Below are 19,353 nucleotides of genomic sequence, written 5' to 3' on the forward strand. Positions count from 1 at the left end.
ATAGGGGTTCGGCGCGCGCGCAGCCCACCGCGACGCTCGGGATGGACGGTGGCCTCCCCGGCCGCGGACCGGGGCGGGGCAGCTCTTTATCGACCCGGCCCTCCGGTCGGCCTCGGCAGGACCGGCGGTATGGCGCGCAGACTCCGGGAGGCGCTCGCGGGTACCCCGTTGTTCTTCGAACCGGCCCCGCCGCCGGCGCGCGGCTCGCCTGCCCGAGCGGCGGCGACCGTCGAGGCGATCGTCGGCCTCGTCACGTCGATCCCGAGGATCGACGCCGTCGACGTGCCCGAACTCGTCGACGAGAATCACGAGGGCCGGCCGCTCTATCGATCTGCCGACCCGCGGGCCTTCGCGCGGACGATCGGGGAGCGGACCCACCGAGAGGTCCTCGTCAACAAGGTCGTGGCCCACCTCGCCAGCGTGCTCGACGTCGAGCGGTGGGCGGAGGAGACCGTCGGCCTCGGGGTCCACCACGTCGTGCTGGTCGGCGGCACGAGCCGCTACATCCCGTACCCGGGCCCGAGCGTGACCGAGGCCGACCGGATCTGCCGGCCGATCGTCGAGCGGCACGGGGGGCTCGTGGGCAACATCGCGATCCCCCAGCGCGAGGGGGAGCCCCACCGGATGCTCTCCAAGACCCGGGCCGGCGCGACGTTCTTCACGACGCAGATCGTCTTCGACGCCGACGCGACCGGCCGCCTCCTCCAGCAGTACGACCTGCTCTGCCGCCAGGCGTCCCTCCCGGCCGCCCCGGTCCTGGTGAGCACCGCCCCGCTGGTCGACGAGCAGGACGCCGAATTCGTCCGATGGTTGGGCGCGGACGTACCCGAAGCCGCCGAGCGGGCGATCCTGGAAGGTGACGAGACCGGCGCCGCCGAGCGGAGCGTGGCCCGCTCGCTCGAGGTGTGGGACGAGGTGGTCGAACGTACCGAGCGCGCGGGCCTCGAGGTCCCGCTCGGGGTGAACGTGGAGCAGATCTCCGCGCGCCACCTCGAGCACGCGCGCGCCATGGCCGCAGCGTTCGCCGACCATCTCGGCGGTTGACGCCCGCGCCGCGATCAGCGGCGGGCGGGCGGACCGGCCACGAGCCTAGCCACGGGCCACGTCCGCCCGTCCCGCTCGATCTCGGCCCCCGAGAGCGACGCCACGAAGGAGAACCGGGGCCCGCCGCCCGTGCTCGCGGGCGGTCGCGCGCCCACCCACAGCGAGGCGACCCCGTCCCCGAGCTCCCCGACCTCGGGCGCGCGGTCGATCTCGGGGTTCAGGCCGATCGCGAGCCGCAGGGGACGTACCCGGCCCCGGCCGGACCGGACGAAGGCCGCGAGCGCTTCCTCGCCCGACTCGCAGTCGAACTCGCGCAGCCGTCCTGCCACGAAGCGCAACCGCGCCCGAGTCACGACGGGGGTCCGCGCCCAGCGGTCGTACGCGGGCCGGTTCGTCTCCCAGACGCCGGAGGCCGATCCGGCCGAGATGCGGGCCGTCCACAGCCCGCCCGGGAGATCGCCGGGCGTATCGGCCGAGGCGCGGCCGCTCCAGATCCGCGGGGGCGCCGCGGAGAGGCGCAGCGAGAGGTCGGTGCCGTTCGGATGCCGTAGGCGCAGCGAACGCGATCGCCCGAGCGAGCGCGTCAGCCGCCGGCCGGCGGCCACGAGGCGGCGGGGATCCACCAGGCTCGCGCGATACAGCTCGGCCTCCCAGCGTTCCGCATCGAGGCCGAACCGCGCCGCCGCGATCGCGCTCGCGTCGGCGACGCGGAGCCGCACGGACCGGGGTCGACCGCGCGACGGATCGCGCGCGTCCGGTGCGGCCGGACCGAGCATTCGGTCGATCCGGTCGCGGTCGATCCCGAACAACCGCGGGAACGCCTCGGGGCCCTCGAGGCGGACGAGCGCGTCGGAGCGGGATGGGCGCGCGGCGAACGGCCGCGGGGATCGAGCGCCCCGCGTCGCCAGCCCCTCGAAGAAGGCCGGCTCGTCCTCGACGACGAGGGTCGCAGTCGCGCCGCGGCGCCGCGCCGCCACGATGAGCGCTCGAGCCCAGGGGACGCCGTGGCTCCAGGCCTCCACCGTGAGGGTCTCCCCCCGCCGGAGGCAGAGGATCCGCTCGAGCACGAAGCGGGCGAGGACCTCCGCCGGCGGACGCGCCGGGGCGCCGGGCATGGTGCCAGAGCAGACCGCCCGGGTCGTGAACCTGACGGAGGGCTCGGGTCGCCTCAGTCGAGCGTCTTCGTGAGGACGCCCATCGCGGCGTTCAGGTCGGCCTGGTCCAGCAGGAAGATCGTGTCCGTGTAGCACGAGAGCGCCTCGACGATGTTGATGCCCTGCGCCGACAGCACGCCGGTGAGCAGGGTCAGGAGCCCCGGGGTCTGCTCGATGCTCTCCGGGCTCGTGACCGCGACCTCGATCAGCCCCTTGCGGACCGCGACGACCTGCGTGCCGCGGAGCACCCGGGTCACCCGCAGCACCGAGTCCTCGTCCAGGATCACCACCGTCCCGCGGGAGACCTGGATGATGCGGCAGAGCGAGTTCTCGTCCAGCAGCTCCTCGACGACATCGCCGAGGCGCTGGAGGACGTCCGCCCCGAGCCCGAGGGTCACGGCCGCCACCTTGGTCCGGGTCTCGATCCGGCTCTTCCGCAGCACGCGCCGCACCCCCGACTCGCGAACCGAGGCGCCCCGGCCCCTCGGGAAGCGACGGCAGGCGGCGACGATCCCCGCGGAGGAGGGGATCCCCAGGTCGGCGCTGATGCGACGCGCGATCGCCGAGTAGTTCCCGATCTCGAGCCGCAGCGCGTCCGCGACCGCGGGGTGGCCGTCCAGGTACTCCCGGACCCGCCCCGCTACCGAGGAGGCGGCGCCGGACTGTTTTGTCATGTTTGGGACACTCCTGCCGCAAAATGTCCACAGGCGGCCGCACGGTATAAGAGCGTGACGTCCCGTGGCGAGGCGCAGAAGGCAGGCGCCGTGAGCCGGTCCAAGGTCGTTCTCGCGTACTCCGGGGGTCTCGACACGACCGTCGCGATCCCGTGGCTCAAGGAGAAGAAGGGCGCCGACGTGGTCGCCCTGACGGTCGACGTCGGGCAGCCGGTCGATCTCGCGGCCGTCCGGGATCGGGCGCTGGCGGCCGGCGCGGTCCGCGCCGTCGTGGTCGACGCTCGGCGGGAGTTCGCGGAGGAGTTCATCGGCCCCGCGCTGCGCGCCAACGCGCTGTACGAGGGCGTCTACCCGCTCAGCACGGCCCTGGCCCGCCCGCTCATCGGCCGTCACCTGGTCGCGGTCGCGCGGCGCGAGGGCGCTTCGTTCATCGCCCACGGGTGCACCGGGAAGGGGAACGATCAGGTCCGCTTCGATCTCTCGACGACGAGCCTCGCCCCGGAGGTCGAGGTGATGGCGCCCGCCCGCGAGTGGAACATGAGCCGCGAGGCCGAGGTCGCCTACGCTACGGCGCACGGCATCTCGTTGCCCACCGGCCCGAAGACCCCGTACAGCACCGACGAGAACCTGTGGGGCCGCTCGGTCGAGTGCGGCATCCTCGAGGACCCGTCCGTCGAGCCGCCGGAGGAGGTGTACGGCTGGACGACCTCGCCGCAGGCGGCGGCCGACGAGCCGCGGATCGTCCGGCTCGGGTTCGACGGCGGCCTGCCGGTCTCCCTCGATGGGAGCCGGACACCGTTCCTCGATCTGATCCTCGGTCTCAACCGCGTCGCCGGCGCCGCCGGTGTCGGCCGGATCGACCATCTCGAGTCGCGGGTGGTCGGGATCAAGTCGCGGGAGGTCTACGAGTGCCCGGCGGCGACGGTGCTCATCGAGGCGCACCGGGCCCTCGAGGCCCTCGTGCTGCCGCGCGACCTCTTGGAGTTCAAGCGGGCGGTCGAGCTGCGCTACGCGCAGCTGATCTACGACGGGCTATGGTTCTCGCCGCTCCGCGCGGCGCTCGAGGCGTTCGTCGCGACGACCCAGCCGCGGGTGACGGGCGAGGTCGCCGTGAAGCTGTACAAGGGCTCGGCCCGGGTCGTCGGGCGCCGGTCGCCCTTCTCGCTGTACCAGCACGGGCTCGCGACCTACTCCAGCGGCGACCGGTTCCGCCAGGAGATGGCGGAGGGGTTCATCTATGTCTGGGGGCTCCCCTCGCGGACCTGGTCGTCCATCGAGGCCCACCCGACCGCGACCCTCGCGAGCAAGCTGCGCCCGTAGCGAGGACGATCGACGTGTCCGGCTCGGGTCCTGAGGCGTCGGCGCCGGCGTACGTGCGGACGGCCAACCTCCCGTTCCTTTCCTCCCTGCCGGTCGACCGGCCGCTGGCGCGTGTCGACCTCGCCGGCAGCATCGCGCACGTCGAGATGCTCGGCGCGAGCGGCCTGCTGACCGCGCAAGAGACCGCCCAGCTCGTCCGCGGTCTGCGGGCGGTCGCGCGGGAGGTCGCGGACGGATCGTTCCCCTGGCGTCCGGAGCTCGAGGACGTTCACACGAACGTCGAGGTCCGGTTGACCGAGCTGGTCGGGCCGGTGGGCGGCAAGCTCCATACGGCTCGCAGCCGCAACGACCAGATCGCCGTCGACGAGCGACTCTTCCTTCGCGCCGCCATCGGGGCGAGCGCGGACCGGCTCGCGGCGCTGGCCCGGACGCTGCTGGAGCGGGCCGCGGAGACCGTGGAGGTTCCGATGCCGGGCTACACGCATCTCCAGCGGGCCCAGACCGTCTCGGTCGCCCACTGGCTCCTCGCGCACTTCTGGCGCCTGGATCGCGACCTCGATCGCCTCCTGGCCACCGCGCATCGGGCCGACGTGTCGCCGCTCGGCGCGGGCGCCCTCGCCGGCTCCACGCTGCCGATCGATCCCGCCGCGTCGGCCCGCCGCCTTGGCTTCGAGCGGGTGTTCGAGAACTCGATGGACGCGGTCAGCGATCGCGACGCGATCGCGGAGCTCCTGTTCGATCTCGCGCTGGTCGCCGTGCACGCGAGCTCCCTCGGCGAGGAGATCGTCCTCTACGCCTCGAGCGAGTTCGGATTCCTCGAGCGCACCGAGGCCCTCGGCGCTGGTAGCAGCCTGATGCCGCAGAAGCGCAACCCGGATCTCGCCGAGCTCGCGCGGGGGAAGACCGGCCGGGTGGTCGGCGACCTCGTCGCGCTCCTGACCGTGCTCAAGGGCCTCCCGCTGACCTACAACCGGGACCTGCAGGAGGACAAGGCGCCCCTGCTCGATGCGGTGGAGACCGTCGGGTCGGTGGTCGAGGTGCTGAGCGCGTTGCTGGGCTCGGTCCGCTTCGACATGTCGAAGTTGCGGGCCGCGGCCGCGGACCCCGGCCTGCTCGCCACGGATCGCGCCGAGCGCCTGGTCGCGGCGGGAGCGCCGTTCCGCGAGGCGCACGAGCGCATCGCGCGCGAGTACGCTTCCGTGGGCTCGGCGACGGCCGCCGGCGAGCCCTCGCAGGCGCTCGCCGCGCGCGCCACCCCCGGCGCCCCGGCGCCGGACCGCGTCGTCGAGCAGCTCGCCCGGGCGCGGGCCTCGCTCGCGGCCCGCCGGGCCTCCCTTTCCTCGCTCGAGCGCAAGGTCGAGCGGATCGAGGAACTGCTGAACGAGGCGAAACCATGAGCGAATGTCCCGAATGCGGAGCGAGCGTCGAGAGTCACGACAAGGTGCTGGGCGAGGTCTTCTCCTGCCCCGACTGCGGAACCGAGCTCGAGGTGCTGGCGACGGATCCCTTCGCGGTCCAGCCCGCCCCCAAAGAGGCCGAGGACTGGGGTGAGTGACGGGTTCCGGCTCGGCGTCTTCTACACCATCGTCCGGCCCGAAGAGAAGGCGATCCTCGCCGCCGCCGAGGCGCGGGGCCTCGCCGTCGTGCGGATCGATGACGCCGAGGTGACGTTCGGGCTCGATCGGCCGGACGTCGACGCCGATCTCGTCCTCAACCGCTCCGTCAGCCACACCCGGGCGCTCTACGCGGCCCGCTTCTTTTCCCACTACGGTCTCCCGACCATCAACGCACCCGAGGTGATCGAGGTCGCCGGCGACAAGATCCTCGCCTCGCTACGGCTGGCCGAGCGCGGGATCCCGACCCCGAAGACGGTCGTCGCCCTCTCGCCGGAGGCCGCGCTAAAGGCGCTCGATCGGGTGGGCTATCCGGCGGTGCTCAAGCCGGCCGTCGGTTCGTGGGGCCGCCTGATGGCGAAGGTCGGGAGCCCGGACGAGGCCGAGCAGATCGTCGAGCACAAGAGCGCGCTCGGCGCGCCGATGCACTCGATCTTCTACGTCCAGGAGTACGTGCCGAAGCCCGAGCGGGACCTGCGGGTCCTCGTGGTCGGGGAACGGCCGATCGCCGGGATGTACCGACGCTCGGTCGGCTGGCGGACGAACGCGGCCCGCGGCGCCACCACCGAGCCCCTCGCGCTCTCGCCGCCGCTCGCCGAGCTGTCGCTGCGCGCGGCCGCCGCGATGGGCGGCGGCGTGCTGGCCGTCGACCTGATGGAGTCGCCCGGCGGGCTGGTCGTGCACGAGGTGAACCCGACCCCCGAGTTCAAGGCGCTCGCCGCCGCGACCGGCGCGGACGTCGCCGGGGCGATCGTCGACTTCGCGGTCGCCGAGGGACGCCGATGAAGGTCGCGATCGTCGGAGGCTCCGGCTACGTCGGTGGCGAGCTATTGCGACTGCTGCTGCGGCACCCCGAGGTCGAGGTCGCCCAGGTCACGAGCGACTCGATGGCCGGTAAGCCGGTCGCGCGGGCCCATCCGAACCTGCGCCGGGCGACCGAGCTCGCATTCTCGCCGCACGCGAAGCTGGGCCGGGCCGACGTCACCTTCCTCGCGACGCCGCACGGCGAGTCGGTGGCGCGGGTACCCGGGCTCGTCGACGCCGGTGGCATCGTGATCGATCTCTCCGCCGACTTTCGTCTGCGCGATCCGGCCGCCTACCCCCGGTACTACCACCGCGAGCACCCGCGCCCCGCGCTCCTCGCCGAGGCCGTCTACGGTCTACCAGAGCTCCACCGGGAGGCGCTGCGTTCCGCGCGACTCATCGCGGTCCCGGGCTGCATCGCGACCGCCGCGATCCTCGCCCTCCATCCGCTCGCGGCGGCCGGCGCGCTCGCCGACCGGCCGGTCGTCGTCGACGCGAAGACCGGCTCGTCGGCGAGCGGCCAGGAACCGGGGCCGGCGGGCACCCACGCCGAGCGCTCGGGGGTCATGCGGGCGTACGCCCCGGCGGGCCATCGGCACACGGCCGAGATCGAGCAGGAGGTCGGCGCTACGGTCGCGCTCTCCTGCCACGCGGTCGAGGCCGTGCGCGGGGTGCTCGCGACGGCCCACGCGTTCGTCGCCCGCCCGCTCGACGACACGGCGCTCTGGCGCCTCTACCGGGGCCGGTACGCCGCCGAGCCGTTCGTTCGGATCGTGCATGACGCCGACGGGATCCACCGCGAGCCGGAGCCGAAGATCCTCGCGGGCACCAATTTCTGCGACGTCGGCTTCGCCTCCGACGCGCACGCCGGGCGCGTGGTCGCGATCGCCGCCCTCGACAACCTGATGAAGGGCGCCGCGGGCGCGGCCGTGCAGTGCCTCAACGTGCGCGCCGGATGGCCCGAGACGACCGGGCTCGAGTTCGCCGGGCTCCACCCGATCTGAGGGCTCGCGGATGACGATCGTCGTCAAGATCGGCGGGGCCGCCGGGAACGCGCGGGACGCGGTCCTGGACGATCTGGCGGCCCGTCGCGATTTCCTCGTCGTGCACGGCGGCTCGGAGCGCGTGGATCGCCTCGGCGAGGCGCTCGGCCGACCGGCGCAGTACTACACCTCCCCGAGCGGGGTCGTCTCGCGCCGCAGCGATCCGGCCCATCTCGAGGTCCTGGTCCTCGCCCTCGCCGGCGCCGTGCAGACCGAAATCGTCGCCGCGCTGCTGGCTCGGGGCGTCCGGGCGATCGGACTCTCGGGGGTCGACGCCGGACTCCTCCTCGCGCGCCGCAAGGAGGGGGCGCGCGAGGTCGTCGACGGGCACGTGGTGCGGCTTTCCGACGACCGGTCGGGGACGATCGAGCGCGTCGATGCGGCGCTCCTCGGCTCCCTCACGGACCTCGGTCTCGTACCGGTGATCGGGCCACCGGCGGTGAGCGAGGGCGGTGAGATCCTCAACGTCGACGCCGACCGCGTCGCGGCCGAGGTCGCGGGCGCCGTCGGGGCGGAGGCGCTGCTCCTGCTGACGAACGTGAACGGGCTGCTGCGCGACCGCAGCGATCCCGCCTCGCGGATCTCGCGGGTGGCGCGCGACGGCATCGAGCAGGTGCTGCCGCTCGCGGCCGGGCGGATGAAGAAGAAGGTCCTGGCGGCCCAGGCCGCGCTGCGGGCGGGTGTCGGCCGGGTCGTCATCGCTCCCTCGCAGGGCCCGAACCCGGTCGATCGCGCGCTGGCCGGCGACGGAACGGTGTTCGAATGACGGCCGCCGCCTCGCTCGAGTTCGGGGGCTCGACCCGTCGGCCGCTCACGATCGTGCGCGGCGAGGGGGCGCTTCTGTGGGACGCGCAGGGCCGCCGGTACGTCGACCTCGGCGCCACCCACGGCGCCGGGAGCCTCGGCGCGGCGAACCCGGAGGTCGCGGCCGCGGTGGCGGCCCAGGCCCGCACGCTCGCGTACCTCGGTTCGGGCTACCGCAGCCCGGTCCGCACGCAGTTCCTCGAGCGGCTCCTCGGGCTGCTCCCGCCGTCGTTCGGCCGGGTGTTCCTGTCGAACTCCGGGACCGAGGCGGTCGAGGCCGCCCTCAAGATCGCGCGAAGCGCGACCGGCCGCCCCCGGGTCGTCGCGGCGATGCGCGGGTTCCACGGCCGCACGCTGGGCGCGCTGAGCGCCACCTGGCGCAAGGAGCTGCGCGAACCGTTCGAGCCGCTCGTCCCGGGGTTCGTCCACGTACCGTTCAACGATGCCGCGGCGCTCGAGGCCGCGGTCGACGAGACGACCGCCCTCGTGCTGCTCGAGCCGGTGCAGGGCGAGGGCGGGGTCCACGTCGCCACCGAGGGGTTCCTGCGCGCGGCGCGGGCCGCGTGCGATCGGACGGGTGCCCTCCTCGCCTTCGATGAGGTCCAGACCGGGATCGCGCGGACCGGCCGCCTCTTCGCGTTCGAGCGCTGGAGCGTCGTCCCGGACCTCCTCCTGCTCGCGAAGTCGCTCGCCGGCGGCGTCCCGATCGGAGCGACCGTGACCACCCCGGAGGTGGAGCAGCGGTTCCGCGGAAGCCATCACTCGACGTTCGGGGGCAACCCGCTCGCCTGCGCCGCCGGGCTCGCGGCCCTCGACTTCGTGGTGCGCGAGCGCCTCGCCGAGCGGGCGGAGCGCCTCGGCGAGGCGGCGCGCGCGCGACTGGCGGGCCTCTCCCGCGAGCGAGTGCGGGAGGTGCGGGGGCTCGGGCTGCTCCTCGGCATCGAGCTGCGAGAGAAGGTCGTGCCGTACCTCGCCGCGCTCGAGTCCCGCGGCTTCCTCGCGATCCCCGCGGGCGCCACGGTGCTGCGCCTGCTGCCGCCCCTCGTCATCGACGAGGCGGACTGGGCGGCCGGGCTGACGGCGATCGAGGAGGTGACCGCCCACGGGCCCGGCTGACGTGCTCGCCCGCCTGGTCGCCCGCTACAGCCCGTCCGGGCGGGAGCGGGGGGCGGTGCGCGAGTTCCGGCGCATCGCGCGGGACCTCGGCTTCGCGACCTCGGTGGACCGGGCCGGCAACGGCTTTGCCCGACGCGGGCGCGGGCGTCCCCGCCTCTGGTTCCTGGGGCACATCGACACGGTCGAGGGCCGGCGGCCCGTGCGACGCCGGGGGGGCCGGGTCTACGGGCGCGGCTCGGTCGATGCGAAGGGTGCCCTGGCCGCGGCCCTGTGGGCCGGCCGGGGCTTCGAGGGCCCCGGCGAGGTCACGATCGTCGCGGCGGTGGGAGAGGAGGCCGACAGCCGGGGCGCCCGCCACCTGCTCGGCCGCCGCGCGCCGGACCGCGTCATCGTCGGGGAGCCCAGCGGCTGGGACGGGGTCACGATCGGCTACAAGGGCGAACTGCAGGTCGTCGCGACGTTCCGCGGCCGCCGGACCCACTACTCGAGCCCCACACCCACGACCACCGACGTCGCGCTCGACTGGACCGCCGCGGTCCGCGGCCTCGCGCTCGCCCGCCACACCGAATCGCTCTTCGCGTCGTTGACGGCCAAGACGGTCGCGGTCGAGAGCCGCCGGGCGGGCGATTCGGAGACCACCCGCGTCACCGTCGACTTCCGGCTCCCGCCCGGCGTCTCGACCGAGGAGGTCCTCGGGATGCTGCCGAGCGATCCCGGCCACCCGCGGCTCTCCGTCCGCATCCGGGCCGAGCCGATCGAGGTGAGCCGCGTCAACCCGACGGTGCTGGCGCTGTCGGAAGGGATCCGCGCGCTGGGAACCCGGCCGACGCTCTGGCGCAAGAGCGGCACGTCGGACCTGAACGTCGTCGTGCCGGTGTGGGCCGTGCCGGCCGCCGCGTACGGCCCCGGGGACGCCAAGCTCGACCACACCGCGCGCGAGTCGCTCTCCGTGGCCGAGCTCGAGCGCTCGGCGACCGTGCTGCGGACGGCCTTCGAGCGGCTCGCCCACGAGGGTCGGGGGCTCGGCCGGACGCGCGGGAACCCGCGTCGATCGGCCCGAGCCTCCCGCCGCGCGCGGGGCGCCGGTCCGCGCCGGCCTATTCCTCGAGGATCGGGCGCCGATGCTTGACGAACTCGCCGGTCTCGAGCTCCCGGACCGCCGAGCGCAGCTCCGCGGGCGTGTTCATGACGATCGGGCCGTACCAGGCGACCGGCTCGTGGAGGGGGCGGCCGGACACGAGGAGGAAGCGGTGGCCGGCCTCCGAGGCACGGACCCGGACCGGCCCGCCCGGCCCGAAAAGGGCGGTCTCGCCCGCGCCCACCGGCGCGGGGTCCGCGCCGGCAAAGGTGCCGGCGCCGTCGATCGTGTGGCTGAAGACGGTGTAGCCCGGCGAGGTCGGGAGCTCGAACTCCCCGCCCGGCGGAACGCGCACGTCGAGGTACAGCGGGTCGACCGGGATCCCCCGCACGGGGCCCTCGACGCGCCCGAACGTCCCGGCGACGACCTTGACGCGATCTCCCGCGTCGGTCGCGACCTCGGGGATCTCCTCGGCCCGGAGGCCCCGGTAGGCGGGCACGCTCATCTTCTCGCGCGCGGGTAGGTTCACCCAGAGCTGGAAGCCGGACATCGGTCCGTCGGTCCGCTGCGGCATCTCCTGGTGGATGATGCCGCTGCCGGAGTTCATCCACTGGACGTCGCCCGAGGCGATGACGCCGGAGTTGCCGAGGGTGTCGCCGTGCTCGACGAGGCCGTCGAGCACGTAGGTCACGGTCTCGATGCCGCGGTGCGGGTGCCAGGGGAATCCCGCCAGGTAGTCGGCCGGGTTCGACGAGCCGAAGCGGTCGAGGAGGAGGAACGGGTCGAACAGCGGGACCTCCGGATTCGAGAACGAGCGGCGGAGCCGCACGCCGGCGCCCTCGATCGTCGGCTGTCCCGGAAGGCGGTGCGTGATGGAGCGGGTCGGTTCCGGCATCAGTTGCCTCGCTTCACTCAATTACTTTGGGTTACTTAAGCAGGACGGGGCCGCGGGGTAACTCGCGAGGGCTGCCCCCATTCCGACGAGCCACCGAGAGGACGAGCCCTAATGGGGTCGACCGCGTTCGGCCACCGATGGCGGCGCTGGGCACGTGTCCGTACTGCGGACGGCCGTATCCGGCCGGAGCGACCTTCTGCCCGTCGTGCGGTGCCGCGGTCGGCGCCGGCGCCATGGGAACGGCGGCCCCCGCGGGGCCGCCCGTCGCGGGCGCCTACGCGCCGATGTACCCGCCGACGTACGCGGGCGCCCCCGCAACGCCCCCGACGCTCGGGCCGAGCGACCAGGAGCCGCTGGAGAAGGTCGCCCTGGGCGCGATCTTGGCGATCGTCGCGGCCGGGCTCAGCATCGCGGTCCTCCTCCTCGGCGGCCTTCGGTCCGTGAGCGCCTCGGGCTCCGGTGCCTCGATCTACGGGGGGAGCCGCGGCTGGATCGAGGTCGGCGTCGAGCTGCTCGCCGTCGCTCTCGTGATCACCTATACGCTCCTCTACCGCTCCGCGTTCGTGCGGCTCGCCCTCCGGGACCGGCGCTTCTCCACGCCGGCGAAGCTGACGCTGCTGCTGTTGTTCGGGATCGTGCTGCTGTTCGGCTCGTTCGCCTGGCTCCTCTACCTCCTGGTCCAGACGCTCAACTGCGCGGGAGGGCTCGCCCCGGGCGCCATCCCCGCGAGCTGCGTCCCCGGCTCGCTCCTGCTCGCGCTCGGGCTGCTGCTGATCTTCGCGATCATCGTCATCGTGGGCTTCGTGGGACTTTTGGTCGGGATCTGGCGGCTCGGCACCCGCTACCAGGACGACCGGTTCAAGGTCGGCGCCGTCCTCTTGATCTTCCCGTTCATCAACGTCGTGGGCGCCGTGCTCGTCCTCGTGGCGGCGCGGCGCAGCCAGGAGCGCCTGCGCTCCGCACCCGCAGGGTTCCCGCCGGGGTAGACCGCCCCCGCTAGGGGCGGTCGTCCGGGCGGCCGCGCGAGCGGTCGGCGAAGGCGAGGTTCGCCGAGTCGTCCGCCGGGGGAAGGAAGGCGGCGTCGCTCAGGAGGCGGACCGCGGCCTCCCCCCGGCCGCTGAGCCGGTAGTGCTCCGCCTCGTGCCGCACGAGACCGGCCTCCACGAGCCGCCGCAGGTGGAAGGACATCTTCGGCGAGTCGTCGAGGCCGGCCGCGGCCATGGCGTCCCCGAACGACGCCGGCCCGTCCGCGAGCCGTTGCAGCACCCGGCGCCGGATCGGGTTCGCGACGGCGTCGAGGGTCACGTGCGTCGCGTCACCGGCGACCGCCCCGCCGACGGCCGCGGCGGCCGCCGGCAACAGCCGTCGCGCGTCGAAGCCGACGCGCAGCGGTCCGTGCCCCGCCAGGGTGTCGCGGAGACGGTCGAGGATGCCCACGATCTCCTCGAGCCGGTGCCCGGCAAGGAGCTGCTCGGCGCCGGCGAGGACGACCGCCGCGTTCGGGTGTTCCAGCGCGAACGCCTCGGTCTCGCCGACGAGCCGGAACGGCTCGCTCGCCTCGAGGGGCCGCACGGTGATGTGCGGGCCGGGCCGGGGCGCGGGCTCGCCGAAGAAGAGCACGTCGTGACGGCCGGACTCGGCCAGCGCGAGGGCCTCGCGGACCGGGTCCCGGCGTGCCTCGGGCGGCGCCTCGAACTCGTGCTCCGCCGCCGCGAGCCGCAGGGTCTCGCGGATCTGCTCGAGGCGAAACGGCTTGCGAACGTAGTCGAACGCCCCGTGCTTCATCGCGTCGAGCGCGGTGTCGACGCTCGCGAAGCCGGTCACCACGACGACGAGGGTCCGCGGCCAGCGCTGCCGGACCTCCCGGAGCAGCTCGAGACCGCCCTGGCGCGGCATCTTGAGATCGGTCAGGACCACGTCGGCCTCCTCGTGCTCGAGCGCCTGAAGCGCCTTCGCGACGGAGGGGACCGCGACCGCGCTGTGCCCGTCGTCGCGCAGGAGCTCGGCCAGCTCGTCGCGGAAGACCGCGTCGTCGTCCACGACGAGCAGCCGCACGCCGGTCGTACCGGTCGGCGCGGATTAGCGTTTGCGACGCCGCGGCACCCTGCGACGGGCCGGGCGGCCGCCGCGGTTCCCCCAAGGGGTCGAGGGGTGGGTCAGGCCGCCGCGGCCGCGCCCCGCCGCAGCGGCAGCGACACGAGGAATCCCGCGCCCTCGCCGGGCACGTTGCGCGCGGTGATCGAGCCGTGGTGCGCGTTCACGATCCCGTGGCAGATCGCGAGTCCGAGCCCGGTGCCCTCCCCTTCGGGCTTGGTCGTGTAGAACGGCTCGAAGAGATGCGGCATCGCCTCGGCGGAGATCCCCGGCCCGGTGTCGACGACGTCGAGCTCCGCGCGCCCACCGTGGGCGCGCAGGTAGATCCGAATGGTGCCCCGCCCACCCATCGCGTCGCTCGCGTTGTTGAATAGGTTCGTGACGACCTGGAGGAGCTGGCCGCGGTCCCCCGCGACCTCCACCGGCGTCGGCGGTAGCTCGAGCTCGAGCGCCACGTCGGCCGGCTGCTTGCCGCGCAGGAAGTCGACCGCATCTCGGACCACGCTGCCGAGGTCCAGATCGGCGACCTTCGGTTCGTCCCGCCGCGCGAAGTCGAGGAGGCCGCGCACGATCCGGGCGGCGGCCTCGATCTGCTCGGTCATCGCGTCGAGGCGCTGGCGGGTCGCCAGCTCCGGGCTCCGTCGTCGCAGGCTCTCGGCGATGAGCATCACGTTCGCGAGCGGGGTGTTGATCTCGTGCGCCACTCCGGCGGCAAGCTGGCCGACCGACGCGAGCTTGTCGGCGTGGGCGGACCGCAGCTCCCAGGCCCGCTGCTCCGAGAGGTCGACCGCGACGCCGAGGTAGTGGGTGACCTCGCCCGAGGGCGCCCGGATCGCGGTGATGCTGAGGAGCACGGGCCGCTCCCGTCCCCAGCGGTCCCGGTTCAGGATCTCGCCGGCCCAGTAGCCGCGCGCCGGGTCGGTCAGGTCGCGCCACATGCGCTCGTAGACCTCCGTCGGGGTGTGGCGGCTGCGGACCAGGTTCGGCTTGCGGCCGAGGCACTCTGCCCGCGCGTAACCGTAGACCCGCTCGAAGGCCGGGTTGACGTCGATCATCACCCCGGACGGGTCGGTGAGCTGCATCGGGTTGGTCGAGGTGCGGAACGCCTCGTAGAACAGCGTGGCGCGCAGGTGCTCCTCGACGCGATCGGTCACGTCGCGGATCATGAGGAGGGCCCGCGCCGGTCCGCCGTCGTCGGACGGCAGCGGCCGCACGTCGACGTCGAGGTAGACGCCCCCCGGAAGGTGCCGATAGCGCGCGCGGACCGAGCGGAAGGTCGCGGAGGCGTTGCCGGCGAGCGCCGCGTCCACCGCGGAGCCGATCGGCCTCGACCAGGTGCCCTCTTCCTCGAGCAGGCGGTGGAAGTCAAGACCGACCGTCTCCGGCCGTCGGCCCGTCACCTCGAAGTACGCCGGATTCGCCCAGCCGATCGTCCCCGGCGCGACGATCACGGCGATCCCCACGGGGACCCGCGTGAGCAGCTGCTCGAGCTCCCCGGGTCCGATCGGCGCGCGCGTATCCGGTGAGCCCATCGTCGGTCTCGCGGCCTTCACCCGGCTACGCCTCATGTCGCTGTCGCCGTCGGGGCCGCGCACCGGGGACCCCCCTCGGCGACGAAGCCCGCCGACGAGGCGCTCCGGTCCCCCGGGGCGGCTCACGGCAGGGACCGGGTCCACGCGGGCGGGGGCCCGCGGTGGGCGGTGTCGGTCGCGGGCGGACGCGATACGTCGAGCGTCACCCGCCCCTCGGTGCCGTTCCAGACGAAGTCGCTCGGGAAGCCCGCGCCGCGGAACACGTCGAGCATCGCCTCGTTCTCGCGAAGGACCCAGGCGTAGAACCGGCGGACGCCGAGGGCCCGGGCGCGCCGCGCCAGATCCCAGAGCAGCAGCGTCGCGGCCCCCTGACCCTGACGGTCATCGGCCACGAGGAACGCGACCTCGGCGCGGCTGGGATCCGGCGGGTCGCGGACCGATTCGCCCTGGGCGATGACGATCCTCGGGGCCGCGTCCATCGTCTCCATCAGCAGCGAGACTCGACCGGCGACCGGTCGGGTGCCGAGGATGCGATCCACGACCTCGTCCGCGCGCACCGGGGCGAAGAAGCGCAGCTCGAGGGCGTCCCGGGAGAGCGCATGGACGAACGCCCCCAGCCGCTCCCGGTCGTCAGCCCGCACCGGCCGGATGCGGACGCGCGAGCCGTCGCGCAACCGGACGACGGTATCGGAGGACCCGCGCGCGAGCGGGCGGCGTTGGGGGCCGGGCGCCGGGGAGGGCACCGCGCCCGGGGGCGTGGCATCCGGCATGGTCGCATCTAGTCGAACCGGATCAGCGGCTTGATGATCCCGTCGCCCTTCGTTTCCATCAGCCGGAACGCGCGTTCGATCTCGTCGAAGCGGAAGCGGTGGGTCGTCATCGCCGACGGGTCGAGCCGTCGCAGCTCGAGCAGGCGCAATAGACGGCTCATGCGCTCGCGCCCGCCCGGACACAGCCCGGTGCGGATCGTCTGATCGCTCATCCCGACGCCCCAGTCGATCCGGGGGATGCGCACGAACTCGCCCTCGCCGTGGTACCCGACGTTCGAGATCGTACCGCCCGGACGCGTCACCCGGACGCAGTTCTCGAACGTCGCGGCCGCTCCGAGCGCCTCGATCGCCGCGTCGACGCCGGCGCCACCGGTCCGCGCGCGGATCTCGGCCACGGGGTCGACGCGCGCGAAGTCGATGACGTCGGTCGCCCCGAACCGGCGCGCGAGCTCCTGTCGCGCCGGGACCGTCTCGACCGCGAGGACCGCGCCGGCGCCGAGGAGCCGACTGCCCGCGATCGCCATCAGCCCGACGGGACCCGCGCCGAAGACCGCCACCGTGCCGCCGAGCGGGATCCGGGCGTGCTCGGCCGCCATGAAGCCGGTCGACATCATGTCGCAGGCGTAGACCGCCATCTCGTCCGGCACCCCGTCCGGGATCGGCGCGAGGTTCGCGACGGCCTGGTTCACGTGGAAGTACTCGGCGAGGGCCCCGTCCTTGACGTTCGCGAACTTCCAGCCGCCCAGCATCTGGGTGCACTGCGAGGGGAAGCCCCGCAGGCAGTTCTCGCAGACGTAGCACGGCGTGATCGCGTTGACCGCGACGCGCTGGCCCTCCCGGAAGCCGCGCACCTCCGCGCCCAGGCGATGGATCACGCCCACGGACTCGTGCCCGAGCGTCAGGTCGTGGCGCTCACCGATCGCGCCGTGGACCGTGTGGCAGTCGGACGTGCAGATGAGGGCCCGCGTGGTCCGCACGATCGCGTCGTTGGGACCCGGCTCCGGGACGGGCTTGTCGAGGGTGGCGACCTCGCCGATTCGGCGCATCACGAACGCGCGCATCGCTCTGAAGCAGCCGGAACCGACTAGAAGGGGCCGCCGTCAAGCCCGGTTGACCCAGGCGCGGGCCCGCCGCTGGGCCCGGCGGCCGGCTCACTGGGCCATGCGGGGATACAGTCTCGACTCGAGCAGCACGAGCGCCACCGTGGCCGCGAGGAGCACCGCGAAGTCGACCCCGATGGGGAACAGGGAGCTCGCCCCCGGGATCATCAGCGTGCGCACCGCGTCGACGAGATAGGTCAGCGGGTTGGCCAGCGCGATCGGTCGGAGCCAGCCCGGCATGATCGACAACGGGTAGATCGCGCTGCTCGCGAAGAACAGCGGCATGGTGAGCAACTGGCCGATCCCGAGGAAGCGCTCCTGCGTCTTGACCAGGCTCGCGATGATCATCGACAGGGTGGCGAACAGGCAGGCGCCCAGGACGACGGCGAACAGGACGCCCAGGATCGAGAGCGGGTCGAGGCTCGGTCGGACCCCGAGCGCGATCGCGAGCGCGTAGACGATCGTCGCCTGGGAGAGGCCCCGGACGCTCGCCGATAGCGCCTTGCCGGCTACCAGCGACACCCGGGAGGCCGGGCTCACGAGGAACTTGTAGGCGATCCCGAGCTCCCGCTCCCGGATCGATGCGATCCCGTAGAAGATCGCGATGAACAGGACGCTCTGGGAGAGGATGCCGGGCGCGAGGAACTGCAGGTAGGTGAGGTTCCCGGTCGGGATCACGTGGACCTGCGTGAACACTTCGCCGAAGACGAGCAGCCAGAGCGCGGGCTGCACGGCGCGCAGGAGCAGCTCCGACGGGTCGTGCCGGAGCTTGCGGACCTCGTAGTCCACGATCGCGAAGGTCCGGTCGAGATGGGCGGCGAGCGCGCTCCCGATCCCCGGAACCGCGGGCTCCGTCGCGCGCGCCATGTCACTCAAGTCGGATCGCGGTGCGCCGGGTCCGCTGGATCTCGCGGAAGCCCGCCCCCGAATCCATCTCCTCTCCGGCGAAGTGCGCGAACACGCTCTCGAGGCTCGCGTCGGGGGTCCCGAGATCGGCCTTGAGACCGGCCGGGGTGCCCGAGGCCACGACAACGCCCCGGTGCAGGATCGCGAGCCGGTCGCACAGACGCTCGGCCTCCTCCATGTAGTGGGTCGTGAGCACGATCGAGGTCGCGTGCTCGTCGCGCAGCCGCTCGATCTGGCCCCAGACCGCCTCTCGCGCGAGCGGGTCGAGCCCGACCGTCGGCTCGTCCAGGAAGAGGATCCGGGGCCGATGCAGCAACGCCTGGGCGATCTCGAGCCGCCGGATCATCCCGCCCGAGTAGTGCTTGACGGGGGTGTTCGCGAAGTCGCTCAACCCCATGAACTCGAGCGCCGCCCGGATCCGTTCCGCTCGTTCGGCGCGGGGAACCTGATACAGGCGAGCGAACACGCGCAGGTTGTCGTAGCCGCTGACCTGCGGGTCCGCGGAGATGAGCTGCGGGACGTAGCCGATGGCGGCCCGAACGCGGGCGGCGTCGCGCACGATGTCGAAGCCGGCGACCGTGGCGTGGCCGCTCGAGGGCGGGAGGAGAGTGGTGAGCATCTTGATCGTCGTGGTCTTTCCGGCGCCGTTGGGGCCCAGGATCCCGTAGGCCTCGGCCGCCTCCACCTCGAAGGAGACCCGATCGACGGCCGTGAAGCGGCCGAAACGACGGGTGAGCTCGCGTGCGACGAGGGTCGGCATACAGTGGGTGGCCGCGGCCGGCGCGGCCGGTTGGTGAGCGCGCAGCGCGCCGGGCTATTTGCCGATGGCGCGCCGACGGACGGCCGGCGCCCGGCGGGCGCTCACTCCGAGAGCGACTGGTCGGTCTCGCGCAGGCGGCGGGCGAGTTCCTTCGTGATCCCCTTGTAAACGCCGCGGTGGCTCTCAGCGAAGCCGGTGAATTCCCAGCGGGAGAGCACGCCGAACTTGGTGGCCTTCGTCGCGACGACGTCGGCGGACCGAGGCTGGTCGTCGAAGAGCGCCATCTCGCCGAAGAACTGACCCGGCCCGAGCCGGGCGAGCACGCGGTTGCCGCGCCGTACCTCGACCTCGCCGGAGAGGATGATGTAGAAGCCGATCCCGTCGTCGCCGCGCTTGATGACGGTGTGACCCGCGGCGGCATCGCGGACCAGCACCTCCTTGGCGAGCCCGCGCAGGTGCCGATCGGGTAGCTCCCCGAGGATCGACGCCCGCCCCAGTGCCTCCGCGATCGTGGCGATGGAAACGTCGCTCACGGGACCCGGCCGACCGAGCACCTGCCCAGATATAGACATCACCCCCCGAGCGACCGACCCACCCTCCTGGTCGGGCGCCCACGGCCCGACGCAGGCTCGCCGGTCTCCCCCGG

20 protein-coding genes are annotated in these 19,353 nt (G+C 73.4%); 10 read left to right on the plus strand and 10 right to left on the minus strand.

Annotation, left to right across the window (positions count from 1 at the left end):
- Positions 1 to 129: 129 nt before the first annotated feature.
- A complete protein-coding gene (locus tag VEL82_02715) occupies positions 130 to 1,044 on the plus strand; it encodes a hypothetical protein (protein ID HXW66778.1) in 915 nt (304 codons plus the stop codon).
- 14 nt (positions 1,045 to 1,058) lie between these two features.
- On the opposite strand, the gene VEL82_02720 is transcribed toward VEL82_02715, so the two are convergent.
- Together VEL82_02720 and VEL82_02725 are read right to left on the minus strand one after the other, a co-directional pair.
- Positions 1,059 to 2,159, minus strand: coding sequence for a hypothetical protein (locus VEL82_02720; protein ID HXW66779.1), 1,101 nt, complete (start codon positions 2,157 to 2,159; stop codon positions 1,059 to 1,061).
- A gap of 53 nt (positions 2,160 to 2,212) precedes the next feature.
- The gene (locus tag VEL82_02725) at positions 2,213 to 2,872 is read right to left on the minus strand and encodes a hypothetical protein (GenBank protein ID HXW66780.1); all 660 of its coding nucleotides are present in this window, start codon (positions 2,870 to 2,872) and stop codon (positions 2,213 to 2,215) included.
- Positions 2,873 to 2,926: 54 nt separating this feature from the next.
- Here VEL82_02725 and VEL82_02730 point away from each other — a divergent pair, with 54 nt between their 5' ends.
- From VEL82_02730 to VEL82_02765, 8 genes are read left to right on the plus strand one after another with little or no spacing between them, the layout of a single operon-like run.
- Positions 2,927 to 4,192 carry an argininosuccinate synthase gene (locus VEL82_02730; GenBank protein ID HXW66781.1) on the plus strand — a complete coding sequence of 422 codons (1,266 nt, stop codon included), beginning with the start codon at positions 2,927 to 2,929 and terminating at the stop codon, positions 4,190 to 4,192.
- Positions 4,193 to 4,206: 14 nt separating this feature from the next.
- Complete coding sequence (gene argH, locus VEL82_02735) at positions 4,207 to 5,589, plus strand: argininosuccinate lyase (protein ID HXW66782.1); 1,383 nt, start codon at positions 4,207 to 4,209, stop codon at positions 5,587 to 5,589.
- A complete protein-coding gene (gene lysW / locus VEL82_02740) occupies positions 5,586 to 5,747 on the plus strand; it encodes a lysine biosynthesis protein LysW (protein ID HXW66783.1) in 162 nt (53 codons plus the stop codon). The genes argH and lysW overlap by 4 nt, the downstream gene beginning before the upstream one ends.
- Positions 5,740 to 6,591: a lysine biosynthesis protein LysX gene (lysX, locus tag VEL82_02745; GenBank protein ID HXW66784.1), complete on the plus strand. Its 852-nt coding sequence runs from the start codon at positions 5,740 to 5,742 to the stop codon at positions 6,589 to 6,591. The genes lysW and lysX overlap by 8 nt, the downstream gene beginning before the upstream one ends.
- Entirely contained in the window at positions 6,588 to 7,613 is a 1,026-nt protein-coding gene (gene argC / locus VEL82_02750; GenBank protein HXW66785.1) for an N-acetyl-gamma-glutamyl-phosphate reductase, read from the plus strand. Before lysX ends, argC begins: the two co-directional genes overlap by 4 nt.
- Before the next feature lie 10 nt (positions 7,614 to 7,623).
- Complete coding sequence (locus tag VEL82_02755) at positions 7,624 to 8,418, plus strand: [LysW]-aminoadipate kinase (protein HXW66786.1); 795 nt, start codon at positions 7,624 to 7,626, stop codon at positions 8,416 to 8,418.
- The gene (locus VEL82_02760; GenBank protein ID HXW66787.1) at positions 8,415 to 9,572 is read left to right on the plus strand and encodes an aminotransferase class III-fold pyridoxal phosphate-dependent enzyme; all 1,158 of its coding nucleotides are present in this window, start codon (positions 8,415 to 8,417) and stop codon (positions 9,570 to 9,572) included. The genes VEL82_02755 and VEL82_02760 overlap by 4 nt, the downstream gene beginning before the upstream one ends.
- Before the next feature lies 1 nt (position 9,573).
- The gene (locus tag VEL82_02765) at positions 9,574 to 10,701 is read left to right on the plus strand and encodes a M20/M25/M40 family metallo-hydrolase (protein HXW66788.1); all 1,128 of its coding nucleotides are present in this window, start codon (positions 9,574 to 9,576) and stop codon (positions 10,699 to 10,701) included.
- Here the strand turns inward: VEL82_02765 and VEL82_02770 are convergent.
- Entirely contained in the window at positions 10,670 to 11,545 is an 876-nt protein-coding gene (locus VEL82_02770; GenBank protein ID HXW66789.1) for a pirin family protein, read from the minus strand. The genes VEL82_02765 and VEL82_02770 overlap by 32 nt on opposite strands.
- A gap of 137 nt (positions 11,546 to 11,682) precedes the next feature.
- Here VEL82_02770 and VEL82_02775 point away from each other — a divergent pair, with 137 nt between their 5' ends.
- Positions 11,683 to 12,531 (plus strand): DUF973 family protein, encoded by an 849-nt coding sequence (locus tag VEL82_02775; GenBank protein HXW66790.1) that lies wholly within the window; start codon positions 11,683 to 11,685, stop codon positions 12,529 to 12,531.
- Between the two features lie 10 nt (positions 12,532 to 12,541).
- On the opposite strand, the gene VEL82_02780 is transcribed toward VEL82_02775, so the two are convergent.
- The 7 genes from VEL82_02780 to VEL82_02810 form a co-directional block, all read right to left on the minus strand.
- Positions 12,542 to 13,600, minus strand: coding sequence for a response regulator (locus VEL82_02780; protein HXW66791.1), 1,059 nt, complete (start codon positions 13,598 to 13,600; stop codon positions 12,542 to 12,544).
- Between the two features lie 101 nt (positions 13,601 to 13,701).
- Positions 13,702 to 15,171, minus strand: a complete 1,470-nt coding sequence (locus tag VEL82_02785; protein ID HXW66792.1) for an ATP-binding protein — start codon at positions 15,169 to 15,171, stop codon at positions 13,702 to 13,704.
- Positions 15,172 to 15,293: 122 nt separating this feature from the next.
- Complete coding sequence (locus VEL82_02790) at positions 15,294 to 15,941, minus strand: GNAT family N-acetyltransferase (GenBank protein ID HXW66793.1); 648 nt, start codon at positions 15,939 to 15,941, stop codon at positions 15,294 to 15,296.
- An 8-nt stretch (positions 15,942 to 15,949) separates the two neighbouring features.
- On the minus strand, positions 15,950 to 17,002 hold the full coding sequence (locus tag VEL82_02795; GenBank protein HXW66794.1) for a zinc-binding dehydrogenase: 1,053 nt from the start codon (positions 17,000 to 17,002) through the stop codon (positions 15,950 to 15,952).
- A gap of 90 nt (positions 17,003 to 17,092) precedes the next feature.
- A complete protein-coding gene (locus tag VEL82_02800; GenBank protein ID HXW66795.1) occupies positions 17,093 to 17,908 on the minus strand; it encodes an ABC transporter permease in 816 nt (271 codons plus the stop codon).
- 1 nt (position 17,909) lies between these two features.
- Positions 17,910 to 18,707, minus strand: coding sequence for an ATP-binding cassette domain-containing protein (locus tag VEL82_02805; protein HXW66796.1), 798 nt, complete (start codon positions 18,705 to 18,707; stop codon positions 17,910 to 17,912).
- Between the two features lie 101 nt (positions 18,708 to 18,808).
- The gene (locus tag VEL82_02810; protein ID HXW66797.1) at positions 18,809 to 19,240 is read right to left on the minus strand and encodes a cyclic nucleotide-binding domain-containing protein; all 432 of its coding nucleotides are present in this window, start codon (positions 19,238 to 19,240) and stop codon (positions 18,809 to 18,811) included.
- Positions 19,241 to 19,353: the final 113 nt, after the last annotated feature.

It is taken from the genome of Thermoplasmata archaeon, assembly GCA_035622275.1.
Lineage (GTDB): Archaea > Thermoplasmatota > Thermoplasmata > Lutacidiplasmatales > UBA184 > Lutacidiplasma.